The following is a 12,158-nucleotide window of genomic DNA, read 5'->3' on the forward strand; positions in this document are numbered from 1 at the left end:
CCGGTCTGGTTCAGGCGCTGCGCGCGTTGCGCAGCCGGCGCTGCTCGACCGCGTTGGCGAGGTGCCGCAGCAGTTCGGCAGTGTCCTCCCAGTGGATGCAGGCGTCGGTGATCGACTGGCCGTAGGTCAACGGCTGGCCGGGCCTGACGTCCTGGCGGCCTTCGAGAATGTGCGACTCGATCATCACGCCGACGATGCGCTCGTCGCCGCCGGCGATCTGGTGAGCGACGTCGTGACCGACGACGATCTGGCGCTTGTGCTGCTTGCTCGAATTGGCGTGCGAGAAGTCGATCATCACCTGCGGGCGCAGGCCGACCTTGGTCAGCGCCGCGCAGGCGGCATCGACGCTCTTGGCGTCGTAGTTGGTGCCGGCGCTGCCGCCGCGCAGGATGATGTGGCAGTCCTCGTTGCCGGTGGTCTCGAAGATCGCGACGTGCCCCTGCTGTGTCAGCGACAGGAAGCGGTGCGGGTGCGAGGCGGACATCACCGCATCGACCGCGACCTTTACGCTGCCCTCGGTGCCGTTCTTGAAGCCGACCGGGCAGGACAGCGCCGAAGCCAGCTCGCGGTGCAGCTGCGACTCGGTCGTGCGCGCACCGATCGCGCCCCAGCTGACCAGGTCGGTCAGGTACTGCGGCGTGAGGATGTCGAGGTACTCGACGCCGGCCGGCATACCCATCTCGTTGAGCTGCAACAGCAGCTTGCGACCGACGCGCAAGCCCTTGTTGATATTGAAACTGTCGTCGAGGTCGGGGTCGTTGATCAGCCCCTTCCAGCCGACCGTCGTGCGCGGCTTCTCGAAGTACACGCGCATGACGATCTGCAGATGCTGGGCCAGCTGCTCGCGCAGCGGCAGCAGCCGCCGCGCATAGTCGAGCGCCGCATCGGTGTCATGGATCGAGCATGGTCCGACGATCACCAGCAGGCGGTCGTCGCGGCCATGCAGCAGCTCCTGGATGTCGCGGCGCGCGTTGAACGTCGTGCTCGACGCGGCGTCTGACAAGGGCAGCTCGGCCTGGATCTCGGCCGGCGTCGAAACCTCGCGGATCGACTTGATGCGGGTGTTTTCGGTGACGAAACGCATGACACGGAACTCGGTACAACCCAGACGGGGCACGGATGCTAGCAGATGACGGCCTCGCACACCGCCGCGGACGGCGAGTTGCGGTGCCGCCAACTGCTCGGCGAGTCGCCAGTCCAGCGCCGGAATGCGATGAGAAAGCCGTTCTGGTCGGAAAAGCCCAGCGAGAAAGCAATCTCCTTGAGCGGCACGCCCGGATCGCGGAGAAGCGCTTCTGCGGCGCCCCGCCGCACCTCGTCGAGCACGCTGTGGAATGAGCGATCCAGTTCTCCCAGGCGCCGCTGCAGGGTGCGGGTCGAGACGCGCAAAGCTTTCGCGGTTTCTTCCAACGAGACGCGGCCGGCGGCGAGATTGTGCGCCAGCACCCGCTTGACTTCGACCATCAGCGGTGCTTCGCCATCGAGATTGCTCAGAAGCAGCTGCGCGCGGGTTTCAATCTGCCGGCGCATCTCTTCGTCCGCAGCCCCGATCGGCAGGTCGAGCCAGGCGGTGGGAAACACCAGCTTGCTGCGCGGCTGGCTGAAGCACAGCTCGCCACCAAAGACCCGTTCGTAGGCGCGCAGGTCAGCCGGGCGCGGAAAATGGAAATGCGCATCCAGGCGCAGGTCAGGCCGATTCACCAGCCAGCGGATGAAGCTGGTGCGCGCGCCGAGCATGTGCTGGACGATCAGCGCATCGCTGCCGGCCGGTAGCCCGGGAGGCGCGGTCCAGAACATGTGCGCTTGGCCGTTCTCGACCAAGAGCTCCGGTTCGCCGATCTCGCCCAGCAGGCGGATGTAACGGCGCAGCTGCGCGGCGGCCTCGCACAGCGTCTTGCAGCCCGTCAGCACCTGCCCGAGAACGCCAAGGTGATGCAGGCGCAGACTCGCGCCGACCAGCAGCGGCAGCACCGGCTCGTTGAGCGCCGCGATGGCCGGTCCGAACATCGCAATCCATTCGGCGATGGTGATTTCCTCGTGCCCGTACGCGCCCTCGATCGTGTGTACGCGCGCCGCCGGATAAAGCGTAGCAGTGTCAACGCCCCGTTCGCGCAGGTAGTCGAGCAGCCCGCGCGCGTAGAGCGTCGAGATTGTCCCGGATCCGTGGGCGCGTGCTTTGGGCGTCATTCTGGTTCCCCCAATGTCCCTGGGCCAAATCTGCATGAACCGAGGCGCACGCGGTATTAGCCAGTTGGCTAGGTTGACTTCTCCGCGCGCGCTTCAGGCCGATCGGGACTGGCGTGTTTTACTGAGAGAATGGCGTGCTTTTTCGATGCGCTCGGGGCACCCGCGTGGAAACCTCCTCTCACCCGATTTGCCCGGGTGGTTCGGGCAGGGGCTACGAGGAGGGAACAAGATGGGGAACGAGGTGATATGAGTATCCGACTCTCGAACACTGGCCTGAGGCTGCACTCCATCCTTCGCGGGCTCGTAGTGCTTTTCACACTGTTCTGTTTTGCTGGCTGCACGAGCATGCAGGCGGTTCGGGCGCCTGTGGCTGCATCGGCGCGAACGCAGATCAAGAAGGGTGACGACATCGCGGTGTGGATGCGTGGCGGACAGCATTTCGAGTTGAAGGTGACGGCAGTCGAAGATACCGGCGTCACCGGACGCGACGACCAGCGCAAGGCCTGGAAGCTACCTTACGCGGACATCGAGCGCATGGAGGTCCGCAGGGTGGACGGCGTGAAAACCACGACCATGGTGGTCGGCGCGCTGGCGGTCGTGGCCGCGCTGTGGGTGGCGGCGATTCGCAGCGCAGGCGACTCGCTGTCCGATGGGCTTGGTGGCAAGTGATCAAAAGCGGGAGATGCCATGAGCCGGTTTCATCGAACGGTGCGACACGCATTGCCGGTCGCAGCCGTCCTCCTTGCCGCGTGCAAAGGAGGGGGCGACGGCCGGCCGGCTATCGACGAAGGGCCGCCGCCCGAGCTGCGCTCGTACGACGTGCGCGGCAGCGCCGACAAGCTGCCACTGCTGCAGGCCGAGCAGATCGACAGCCGTTCCAACGACGGCCGATTTCGGATCGACTGGGAAATCGCGCAGGCCAATGGCTACGAGGCCGACGTTTACGTGAGCGACAATCCGTATCCGCCGCTGATGCCGTATGGGGGCGCTGACGGCAAGATCCGTTTTGCTTCGCTGTATTGCTGGGACGAAAGTCCGGATTGCGGCTTGAAGCACACGCTGAACTGCCGTTTCGATCCGCACAATGTCCTCGAGTGCGAAGGGCAGGGCGCCGTCGATCTGACGCAGTGGCTGGGCGAGTTGCCGCGCGATGCCTGGATCGTCTTTACGGCCTGCAATCGACAGGATGGCGGACGCAGCTGTGCGGGCAGCGCGGTGGAGGTCGAGTTCCGTTAAGGCGTGCCGGCTCGCTGCGCCCGGGGTCCGCAGCCGCACGCCGCCGTGCATTTGTCGGCACAATGCCGGCAAACCCGTCCTGGATCGTCCATGCGCCCCTGCCTCAGCGGCCTCGGAGCGGCCGCAATCCTGAGCGGTGCCCTGAGCGGCGTCGCCAATGCCCGGCAAGACTTTGTTTTTTCCGCATTCAACCAGGCGGCATTGGCCCGTCACGCACCGCTGCCGATGCCCGGTCCGGCGCAGCCCGTGGGGGGGTGGCGCACCGTGCTGGACTGGACCAGCGAGTTCGTGTTGCAGCAGGCGGCCGGCGAAACCGTCCGCCTGGACGGCGAGACCCTGCGCCTGGGGCTGCAGAGATCCTGGCGCCGGGACGACCTCGTGCTGGGTGTGGAACTGCCGGTGCTGGTATCGGGGGGTGGCGTGCTCGATGCGGGCATCGAGAACTGGCATGACTGGTTCGGCCTGCCCAACGGCGGCCGCGAACAGGTGCCGCGCAACGAGTATCGCTACACCTACACGCGCAACGGCGAGACGATGCTCGACATCGACGCGGGCGGCGTCGCGCTCGGCGACATCCGCCTCGATGGCACCGTCTGCGGCCTGGCGGGCGGCTGTGCGAGGGCAATGGTGCAGCTGCCGACCGGCGACCCGGACCGGCTCTTTGGCGGCGGCTTGGGCGCATCCGGCTGGTACGAGCGCGCCTATGCGCTGGGCAGCGACGCGCGCTGGACCGGCGTGTTCGGCGCCGGTCTCGCCGCGCTGCGCGCCGACGGCCCACTCGAAGACATGCAGCAGACCCTCGTGCCCTTCGGCTGGCTGTCGCTCGGCTATGCGCTGACCGATGCGCTCGCCGCCGGCGTGCAGTTCTACTGGCATGCGCCGCTGTACGACGGCAGTGGCCTCGCTGCGCTGGCCGATCCCGGCGGCCAGCTCGTCTTCGGCTTCGCCTATCGCAGCGCCGGTGGCACGCAGTGGCACGTCGGTTTCCAGGAGGATCCGATCATCGACGCCTCGCCGGACTTCGTGATCCACCTGTCGGCGAACTGGGGTTCGGGCGCACAATGAAACCGCCCGCGACAACAACGGAGAACGACCCGATGCGCACGCTCATCGCCTGCGGCCTGATGCTCGCCGCGACATCCGCGATCGCGAACGAAGGCCGCACGCAGCAGGTCGGCCTGCGTCTGGGCAGCGCCGGTATCGGCCTGGAGTACGGCATCGGCGTCGCCCGCCGCGTCGATCTGCGCGCCGGCTACAGCTTTGGCAGCCTCAGCCGCACGGTCGATGTCGATGGCATCGACTACGACGCCCGCGTCAGGGCCGGCGCGGCGTTCGGGCTGTTCGACCTGCGACCTTTCGATGGCGGCTTCCGCGTCACCGCGGGTGCGTACAGCAAGCCGCCGCGCGTCGATTTCTTCACCGTCGCCAACAACGACGAATACGACATCGGCGGCACGCGCTACACCGCGAACGGCCGCCTCGACGGTGACGTGCGCATGGGCTCGGTCACGCCCTATGCCGGGATCGGCTGGGGCGGCGCCGCGACCGGCGCCGGCTTCGGCTGGAGCTTCGACGCCGGCGTGCTGTTCGCCGGCCAGCCCGAGGTGGCGCTGACGGCGACCGGCCGCGCCTGCAATTCCACCCTCGCGGCCTGCAACCCGGACAGCCCGATCTTCGGCTTCGACGTCAACGGCAGCGACGCGCGCGCCGCGCAATTCCAGTCCGCGCTCGAGCAGGAGCGGAAGAATTTCGAGAAGGACATCGAGAACCGGCGCTACTGGCCGGTGATCAATCTGGGCCTGCATTACCGCTTCTGACCCCGTGCTGCGCCAGGATTGTCGAAATCGCGCGCTGCCATCCGACTAACCGGAGCCAAACCCGGCGCAACCCCTATCGGAGAACGACATGCCCAGCACGATCCACCTGCACCGCGTCCTGCGCGCACCACCCGAGCGCGTGTACAAGGCGTTCATCGACCCGCAGGCCCTGGTCAAGTGGCTGCCGCCCAACGGCTTCACCGCCACGGTCCACCACAGCGACGTGCGTGTCGGCGGCACCTACCGGATGTCCTTCACCAATTTCTGCACCGGATCGAGCCATGCCTTCGGCGGCACCTATCTGGAACTCTCACCGGGCGAACGCCTGCGCTACAACGACCGCTTCGACGATCCGAACCTGCCCGGCACGATGCAGGTCACCATCACGTTCAGGAAAGTGTCCTGCGGCACCGAGCTGAACGTCTCGCAGGAAGGCATCCCGGACGCGATCCCGGTCGAAGCCTGCCATCTGGGCTGGCAGGAATCGCTGGCACTGCTGGCCCAACTGGTCGAGGCCGAAATTCCGGACGGCGCTTGAGCCGGCGCGTGAATGGTGCACACTCGGCGGCAGGTTCGACGGGGACACTGCGATGAAAGCGATCCTGCCGCTGTTGCTCGCCGCGCTGGCGAGTGGGTGTGTGCTCGTGGCGGTGCCCGGTGCCGGCGCCAAGGCCGGCGGCACGGTGCTGCTGTGCCACAAGGGCAAGAAGACCATGGAGCTGCCACAGGAAGCGGCGCGCGCGCATCTGGATCACGGCGACCGCTACGGGGCGTGCTAGGAGCCTGCACGATGAACGGCGGACGGATGGGTGCCACGCTGGCGGTCCTGGTGCTGGCCGCCTGCGGCGGTGGCGACGGTCGCGACGTCTGCTGCGCGCCGCTGCCGCAGTCCGGCCTGTACGCGACGTTCAGCGTCGGCAACGAGACGTTCAGCGCGGCGATCACCGATGCCGACGGCAAGGCCGAAGCGCGGGCGCTGTGGGCCGGCACGTCGAGCGCCGGCATTCCCAACGGCGAGCTGCGCTGCACGGCGGCGGCCTGGAACGCGCCCTGGTCCTGGCATCTGGCGCCGGACACGATCCGCTTCGCCGACGTCACCACCGAGGTCTGCGACGGCACGCCGTCCTATGTGGACGCCCACTGCGCCGACTTCGGCCCGCGCTATTGCCCGTGGAGCGCACAGCTGACCGCGCTGCGCGACTGCGACGCCGATCCGTCGTGCCCGGACGTGCCGCGCTGATCCGCCGGCATCGTCGCCGCAACCCTGCGGTGGATGGGATGGCCCGGACGGTGCACCGGTCCCGTCGCTCGCATGCCGCGTGCGCGATGCGACGGGGCCGCAACCTTCGTTACGGCGCCGATGCCTTGCCGCGTGCGCGCACCTCGTTGCGGCGCGCGCGCAGGTTGAGCAGCTCGATGCCGACCGAAAAGGCCATCGCGAAGTAGATGTAGCCCTTCGGGACGTGGAAGCCCAGACCCTCGCCGACCAGCGCCATGCCGATCAGGATCAGGAAGGACAGCGCGAGGATCTTGATCGTGGGATGCTCCTCGACGAAACGCGATACCGGTCCGGCGAAGAACATCATCACCCCGATGGCGACGACGATGGCGGCGACCATCACCGGCACGTGATGCGTCATGCCGATCGCCGTGATCACCGAGTCCAGCGAGAACACGATGTCGAGAATCATGATCTGGACGATGACCGACAGGAAACCGACCGCGGCCCTGCCGACGACATCCTCCGGTCCGAAGCCACCGGGCGCTTCCACCGTCTCGTGGATTTCCAGCGTGCTCTTGCCGAGCAGGAACAGGCCGCCGCAGAACAGGATGATGTCGCGCCCGGACACGGCGTGGCCCAGGATCTCGAACAGCGGCGTGGTCAGGCGCGCCAGCCACGCCAGCGACAGCAGCAACGCGATGCGGGTCACGCAAGCGCCGGCCAGACCCAGGATGCGGGCGCGGGCGCGCTGATGCTCGGGGAGCTTGTTGGCCATGATCGACAGGAAGACGATGTTGTCGATGCCTAGCACGATCTCCAGGGCCGCCAGAGTGACCAGTGCGATCCACAGCTCGGGATTCAGGAAGGCTTCCATGGGGCGACGACGGTGGGCGCGGCGATTTCAGCCCAGCAACTGCTTGGCAATGAGACTGCGGTACACGCCGTCCGGCAGCAGCCGGCGCGTGAACAGCAAACCCCTGGCGTCGCTACCGACCGGGTAGCGCAGACGCGCGCTGCCGTCGGTCGCAGCCTTCCAGATCGCCGCGGCGACGATGTCCGGCGACGCGCCCCTGGCGCCGAAGGCGTTGGAGCGACGCATGCCTTTGTCGACGAGGTCGTTGTAGGCGGTCAGGCTGCGGTCGTGGACGAAATCCGCGGAGCGGTCGTAGAAGTCAGTCTTGATCGCGCCCGGCTCGATCAGCTTGACCCGGATGCCCAGCGGCGCCAGCTCGAACTGAAGCGATTCGGAAAATCCGTCCACCGCCCACTTGGTCGCGTGATAGACGCTGTAGAACGGAAACGCCAGCCGCCCGCCCATGCTGGCGACGTTGATCAGCACACCCTCGCCGCGCGCGCGGAACTGCGGGATCAGCGCGCGACACATGCGCATCAGGCCGAAGACGTTGGTCTCGAACTGCTTGTGGATGCGCGCCTCGTCCATCGACTCGAAGGTGCCGACCAGGCCATAGCCGGCGTTGTTGACCAGCACGTCGATCTGGCCGAAGCGTGCGTTCGCGGCCTGCAGCGCGGATTCGATCGAGGCCGGATCGGTGACGTCGAGCCTCGTCACCAGCCAGCGGCCGTCCTCGCGCGCGCTGTTGGGCGTGCGCATCGTCGCGACGACGTTCCAGCCGCGCGCAAAGAACAGCTCCGCGGTCGCCCTGCCGATGCCGGTGCTGGCGCCGGTGATCAATATCGTTTTCATCCTCGATTCCCCTGGTTTCTTGCGTCCGGCGACGCCGGACGGGGCCGCAGTGTATGCCGCGGCGGGATTTCGGGTGAGGGGGAGGTCACCCGGGTAAAATCGGCCGATGGAAATCGCGGCACCCGACCTCTCCCCCCTCGTCTCCCACCTCAACCCGGCGCAGCGCGAAGCGGTCACTGCGCCGCCGGAGCACCGACTCGTGCTCGCCGGCGCGGGTTCGGGCAAGACGCGGGTGCTGACTCACCGTGTTGCCTGGCTGATCGCGGCCGAGGGCATCTCGCCGATGTCCATTTTGGCGGTGACCTTCACCAACAAGGCCGCCGCCGAGATGCGCGGGCGCATCGAGCAGCTGGTCGACGTGCCGATCCGCGCGATGTGGGTCGGCACTTTTCACGGCATAGCACATCGCATGCTGCGCATGCACTGGAAGGAGGCGGGCCTGCCGCAGAACTTCCAGATCCTCGACGCCGATGACCAGCTGCGCCTGGTCAAGCGCGTACTCAAGTCGCTCGACCTGCCCGACGACCAATGGCCGCCCCGGACCGTCGCCGGCTGGATCAACGCGCAGAAGGAAGAGGCCCGACGGCCGCAGGACTTCCGTGACGAGGGCGACTTCACGCAGCGCCAGTTCGTGCGCATCTACACCGCCTACGAGCAGACCTGCGAACGCCAGGGCGTCGTCGATTTCGCCGAACTGCTGCTGCGCGCCTACGAGCTGACGCGCGACGACGCCGAGATCCAGGCACATTACCGGCGCCGCTTCCGCCACATCCTCGTCGACGAGTTCCAGGACACCAACACGCTGCAGTACAAGTGGCTGCGCGTGCTCGCCGGCAACACCGGCATCCTGTTCGCGGTCGGTGATGATGATCAATCGGTGTACTCATGGAGAGGCGCGCGCGTCGAGAACATGATGAACCTGTCGCGCGACTTTCCCGGCTGCGAGATCGTGCGCCTGGAACAGAACTATCGCTCGACCAGCACGATCCTCAATGCCGCGAACGGGCTGATCTCACGCAACAGCGCGCGCCTGGGCAAGGAGCTGTGGACCGACGTCGGCGAAGGCGAGCCGATCCAGCTCTACGCCGCCTACAACGAGTACGACGAGGCGGAATTCGTCGTCAATCGCATCCAGGAACACCTGCAGGGTCGCTGCGCGCCCTCGGACATCGCGATCCTGTACCGCATGGGCGCGCAATCGCGCGTGCTCGAAGAGACGCTGATCCGTGCACGCATTCCGTACCGCATCTACGGCGGGTTGCGCTTCTTCGAGCGCCAGGAGGTCAAGGACGCGCTCGCCTACCTGCGCCTGCTGCACAACCGCGACGACGACGTCAGCTTCGAGCGCGCGGTCAACACGCCGGCGCGCGGCATCGGCGCGACGACGGTCGACAAACTGCGCGAGTACGCACGCGCCAACGGTCTGTCACTGTGGGCGGCGGCACGCCACGGCGCGGCGACGCTGGGCCGCTCGGGGGCGAAGGTGCAGGAGTTCCTCGGCATGATCGAGTCGATGGCAGTCGAGACCAAGGACTTCGTGTTGAGCAAGACCACCGAGCGCGTGATCGAGCGTTCCGGCCTGCGCGAGCATTACCGCAAAGAAAAGGGCGAGCAGGCCGAATCCCGCCTGGAGAACCTCGACGAACTGATCAGCGCGGCGCGTTCCTTCGAAACGCTGCCGGACGAGCCGCCGCTCGAAGGTCAGCCGCAGCTCGATCCGCTGACCAACTTCCTGACCCATGCCGCGCTCGAGGCCGGCGAAGGCCAGGCCAAGCCCGGCGAGGACTGCGTGCAGCTGATGACCCTGCACGCCGCCAAGGGCCTGGAGTTCCCGATCGTGTTCATGGTCGGCCTAGAGAACGGGCTGTTCCCGCACGTGCGTGCGACCGACGAAGGCAATCTGGAGGAGGAACGCCGCCTGTGCTACGTCGGCATCACGCGCGCGCGCAAGCGCCTGTACATGAGTTACGCCGAGCTGCGCCGCCTGCACGGCGTCGAACAGATCAGCGCGCCGTCGCAGTTCCTGCGCGAGATCCCGCCCGAGTGCATCGTCGAGACGCGGCCGCGCGCGCAGGTCGTGCGGCCGGCGTATGCGGCCTCGGGCGGGCGTCCGACTTCCGGTTCGAGCCATGACGCGAATGCGGCGCGCACGGCGCGCACGCGGCTGCCGGATGCGATGCGCGAGACCTCCGGACCCGGCGGGCTGCGGCTCGGCCAGCAGGTGCGGCACGAGCGCTTCGGCGAAGGCACGATCCTGCAGTTCGACGGCGACGGCGACCGTGCGCGCGTCGAGGTGCGCTTCCGCAATGCAGGAACCAAGTGGCTGATGCTGTCGGTGGCAAACCTGCTGCCGGTCTGAGGGTGACGCAGAACGCCGGGACGGCATACAGTCGTCACGGGCTGTCAGCACATCGGAGGGAGCACCCATGGAGAGCAACCGTACCGAGGTCGTCGTCGTCGATATCAAGATGCCGTTCCTGTCGATGGTGGTGTTCATGGTCAAGTGGGTCATCGCGGCGATTCCGGCGTTCCTCATCCTCGCGGTGCTGGGGTCGATCACCGCCGGGTTCCTCGGCGGCCTGATGGGGATGCATCGCTGACCGGCAACCGACTCGCATGCCATCCGCGGCCCGATCATACGCGCCGGAGCGGCGCCGGGAGGGTTGCGCATGACGGGCGGAATGCCCGAGGCTCTGATCGCCTTCGCGCTGGCGATCGCCGCACTGCTGGGCTGGATGTTCCGGCCGCGCAAGGCGCGCCCGCGCTACGTCCCGCCCGAAGGCTGGCGCGCGACGCTGCGGACGAGCGTGCCGCAGGCGCGACTGGTGCCCGCCGACCTGCAGGCCCTGTACGAGAGACAGGTCGAGCGCTTCCTGCGCGAGAAGCGCTTTGTCGGCTGCAACGGCCTGGTGGTGGACGACGAGATGCGAATCGCCATCGCCGGGCTGGCCTGCCTGCTGGTGCTGCGCCCACAGGCGGGCGTGTTCCCGCTGGTGCACGACGTGCTGATCTACCCGGACCGCTTCTTCGTGACATACGGCGAACCCGACGAACTGGGCCTGGTCAGTGACGATCCCGTCGAACAGCTCGGCGAGTCCTGGGAAGGCGAGCGCGTGATCCTGTCATGGGCCGACATCGACGCCGCGCTGCACGGCGACGAGGTCAACGTCGTCGCGCACGAGTTCGCGCACCAGCTCGACGACGAGACACCGGAAACCGAAGGCGCGCCGGCGCTGCGCGACTACACGCGCTGGTCGGAAGTGATGCAGCGCGAGTTCAAGCGCCTGCAGCGCCATCGCCGCCCGCCGGTGCTCGATCCCTATGGCGCCGAGAGTCCGGGCGAGTTCTTTGGCGTCGTCACGGAAGCCTTCTTCCAGCGCGGCGTGGAACTGCGCCGCCACCACGCGGAGTTGTACGATCTGTTGCGCGACTACTACCGCCTCGACCCGGCGCAGCAGCGGCTGTGGACGGCGGTGCCGACCGGAGAGGACCGATGACCGATGACGACCCGAAGGTGGAACGTCTCGTGCAGAAGGGACGCAAGCTCGAAGCGATCCAGCGCCTGCGCGAACGCACCGGCATGGGCCTGGCGGAGGCCACGGCCGAAGTCGAGCGCATCGAGATGCGGGCCACCGCGGTATGGGCGCCCTCGAAGTTCGCCGCGGCTGCGGCGCCACAACGCGGACTCGACGGCGACATCCGCCTGCTCGCGCAGCGGGGCAACCGGATCGGGGCCATCAAGCTGCTGCGCGAACGCCGCAAGCTGGGCCTGAAGGAAGCCAAGGACCTGCTCGACGTCGAAGTGCCGCCACCGCCGACCTCGCTGAAGAAGTGGATCGGGGTCGCGCTGCTGATCGGCGCATTCGTCGCCGGCGTTGCGTGGCTTATTTCAGGTTCTTCTCCCATCTGCGGGAGAGCGGGCACACGGTCGCCGCTGCTAAGTTGGTGTTGTCGAAGCACCAGCAGGATGCAGGAGGGCGACCGTGGCCCT

At 67.4% G+C, this 12,158-nt stretch carries 15 protein-coding genes; 11 read left to right on the forward strand and 4 right to left on the reverse strand.

Annotation, left to right across the window (positions count from 1 at the left end):
- Window positions 1-10: 10 nt before the first annotated feature.
- Both AAG565_RS14815 and AAG565_RS14820 read right to left on the reverse strand, forming a co-directional pair.
- Window positions 11-1,084, reverse strand: a complete 1,074-nt coding sequence (locus AAG565_RS14815; RefSeq protein ID WP_348820416.1) for a 3-deoxy-7-phosphoheptulonate synthase — start codon at window positions 1,082-1,084, stop codon at window positions 11-13.
- Window positions 1,085-1,122: 38 nt separating this feature from the next.
- Window positions 1,123-2,187: an AraC family transcriptional regulator ligand-binding domain-containing protein gene (locus AAG565_RS14820; RefSeq protein WP_348820417.1), complete on the reverse strand. Its 1,065-nt coding sequence runs from the start codon at window positions 2,185-2,187 to the stop codon at window positions 1,123-1,125.
- Window positions 2,188-2,433: 246 nt separating this feature from the next.
- Here AAG565_RS14820 and AAG565_RS14825 point away from each other — a divergent pair, with 246 nt between their 5' ends.
- The 7 genes from AAG565_RS14825 (at window position 2,434) to AAG565_RS14855 (ending at window position 6,480) form a co-directional block, all read left to right on the forward strand.
- Entirely contained in the window at window positions 2,434-2,856 is a 423-nt protein-coding gene (locus AAG565_RS14825) for a hypothetical protein (RefSeq protein ID WP_348820418.1), read from the forward strand.
- Window positions 2,857-2,874: 18 nt separating this feature from the next.
- On the forward strand, window positions 2,875-3,423 hold the full coding sequence (locus AAG565_RS14830) for a hypothetical protein (RefSeq protein ID WP_348820419.1): 549 nt from the start codon (window positions 2,875-2,877) through the stop codon (window positions 3,421-3,423).
- A gap of 90 nt (window positions 3,424-3,513) precedes the next feature.
- Entirely contained in the window at window positions 3,514-4,488 is a 975-nt protein-coding gene (locus AAG565_RS14835; protein ID WP_348820420.1) for a DUF3187 family protein, read from the forward strand.
- A gap of 32 nt (window positions 4,489-4,520) precedes the next feature.
- Complete coding sequence (locus AAG565_RS14840; protein ID WP_348820421.1) at window positions 4,521-5,240, forward strand: hypothetical protein; 720 nt, start codon at window positions 4,521-4,523, stop codon at window positions 5,238-5,240.
- Between the two features lie 88 nt (window positions 5,241-5,328).
- Window positions 5,329-5,778 carry an SRPBCC family protein gene (locus AAG565_RS14845; protein ID WP_348820422.1) on the forward strand — a complete coding sequence of 150 codons (450 nt, stop codon included), beginning with the start codon at window positions 5,329-5,331 and terminating at the stop codon, window positions 5,776-5,778.
- 52 nt (window positions 5,779-5,830) lie between these two features.
- Window positions 5,831-6,019 carry a hypothetical protein gene (locus AAG565_RS14850; protein WP_348820423.1) on the forward strand — a complete coding sequence of 63 codons (189 nt, stop codon included), beginning with the start codon at window positions 5,831-5,833 and terminating at the stop codon, window positions 6,017-6,019.
- Window positions 6,020-6,030: 11 nt separating this feature from the next.
- On the forward strand, window positions 6,031-6,480 hold the full coding sequence (locus AAG565_RS14855; protein ID WP_348820424.1) for a hypothetical protein: 450 nt from the start codon (window positions 6,031-6,033) through the stop codon (window positions 6,478-6,480).
- 109 nt (window positions 6,481-6,589) lie between these two features.
- Here the strand turns inward: AAG565_RS14855 and AAG565_RS14860 are convergent, their stop codons facing one another.
- Together AAG565_RS14860 and AAG565_RS14865 are read right to left on the reverse strand one after the other, a co-directional pair.
- The gene (locus AAG565_RS14860; protein WP_348820425.1) at window positions 6,590-7,336 is read right to left on the reverse strand and encodes a TerC family protein; all 747 of its coding nucleotides are present in this window, start codon (window positions 7,334-7,336) and stop codon (window positions 6,590-6,592) included.
- 27 nt (window positions 7,337-7,363) lie between these two features.
- Complete coding sequence (locus AAG565_RS14865) at window positions 7,364-8,167, reverse strand: SDR family oxidoreductase (protein WP_348820426.1); 804 nt, start codon at window positions 8,165-8,167, stop codon at window positions 7,364-7,366.
- Between the two features lie 106 nt (window positions 8,168-8,273).
- Between AAG565_RS14865 and uvrD the strand changes: the two genes are divergently transcribed.
- The 4 genes from uvrD to AAG565_RS14885 form a co-directional block, all read left to right on the forward strand.
- A complete protein-coding gene (uvrD, locus tag AAG565_RS14870; protein ID WP_348820427.1) occupies window positions 8,274-10,526 on the forward strand; it encodes a DNA helicase II in 2,253 nt (750 codons plus the stop codon).
- 67 nt (window positions 10,527-10,593) lie between these two features.
- Window positions 10,594-10,767: a hypothetical protein gene (locus AAG565_RS14875; RefSeq protein ID WP_348820428.1), complete on the forward strand. Its 174-nt coding sequence runs from the start codon at window positions 10,594-10,596 to the stop codon at window positions 10,765-10,767.
- Window positions 10,768-10,848: 81 nt separating this feature from the next.
- Complete coding sequence (locus AAG565_RS14880) at window positions 10,849-11,664, forward strand: M90 family metallopeptidase (RefSeq protein WP_348820429.1); 816 nt, start codon at window positions 10,849-10,851, stop codon at window positions 11,662-11,664.
- On the forward strand, window positions 11,661-12,158 hold a 498-nt coding region (locus tag AAG565_RS14885; protein WP_348820430.1), incomplete at its 3' end, for a hypothetical protein. The genes AAG565_RS14880 and AAG565_RS14885, both read left to right, overlap by 4 nt.

It is taken from the genome of Fontimonas sp. SYSU GA230001, from assembly GCF_040066175.1.
Classification (GTDB): domain Bacteria; phylum Pseudomonadota; class Gammaproteobacteria; order Nevskiales; family Nevskiaceae; genus Solimonas.

Coding starts and splice junctions, on each gene's coding strand:
- AAG565_RS14815 (WP_348820416.1), bottom strand. CDS start 1,084: ATGCGTTTCGTCACCGAAAACACCCGCATCAAGTCGATCCGCGAGGTT.
- AAG565_RS14820 (WP_348820417.1), bottom strand. CDS start 2,187: ATGACGCCCAAAGCACGCGCCCACGGATCCGGGACAATCTCGACGCTC.
- AAG565_RS14825 (WP_348820418.1), top strand. CDS start 2,434: ATGAGTATCCGACTCTCGAACACTGGCCTGAGGCTGCACTCCATCCTT.
- AAG565_RS14830 (WP_348820419.1), top strand. CDS start 2,875: ATGAGCCGGTTTCATCGAACGGTGCGACACGCATTGCCGGTCGCAGCC.
- AAG565_RS14835 (WP_348820420.1), top strand. CDS start 3,514: ATGCGCCCCTGCCTCAGCGGCCTCGGAGCGGCCGCAATCCTGAGCGGT.
- AAG565_RS14840 (WP_348820421.1), top strand. CDS start 4,521: ATGCGCACGCTCATCGCCTGCGGCCTGATGCTCGCCGCGACATCCGCG.
- AAG565_RS14845 (WP_348820422.1), top strand. CDS start 5,329: ATGCCCAGCACGATCCACCTGCACCGCGTCCTGCGCGCACCACCCGAG.
- AAG565_RS14850 (WP_348820423.1), top strand. CDS start 5,831: ATGAAAGCGATCCTGCCGCTGTTGCTCGCCGCGCTGGCGAGTGGGTGT.
- AAG565_RS14855 (WP_348820424.1), top strand. CDS start 6,031: ATGAACGGCGGACGGATGGGTGCCACGCTGGCGGTCCTGGTGCTGGCC.
- AAG565_RS14860 (WP_348820425.1), bottom strand. CDS start 7,336: ATGGAAGCCTTCCTGAATCCCGAGCTGTGGATCGCACTGGTCACTCTG.
- AAG565_RS14865 (WP_348820426.1), bottom strand. CDS start 8,167: ATGAAAACGATATTGATCACCGGCGCCAGCACCGGCATCGGCAGGGCG.
- uvrD (WP_348820427.1), top strand. CDS start 8,274: ATGGAAATCGCGGCACCCGACCTCTCCCCCCTCGTCTCCCACCTCAAC.
- AAG565_RS14875 (WP_348820428.1), top strand. CDS start 10,594: ATGGAGAGCAACCGTACCGAGGTCGTCGTCGTCGATATCAAGATGCCG.
- AAG565_RS14880 (WP_348820429.1), top strand. CDS start 10,849: ATGCCCGAGGCTCTGATCGCCTTCGCGCTGGCGATCGCCGCACTGCTG.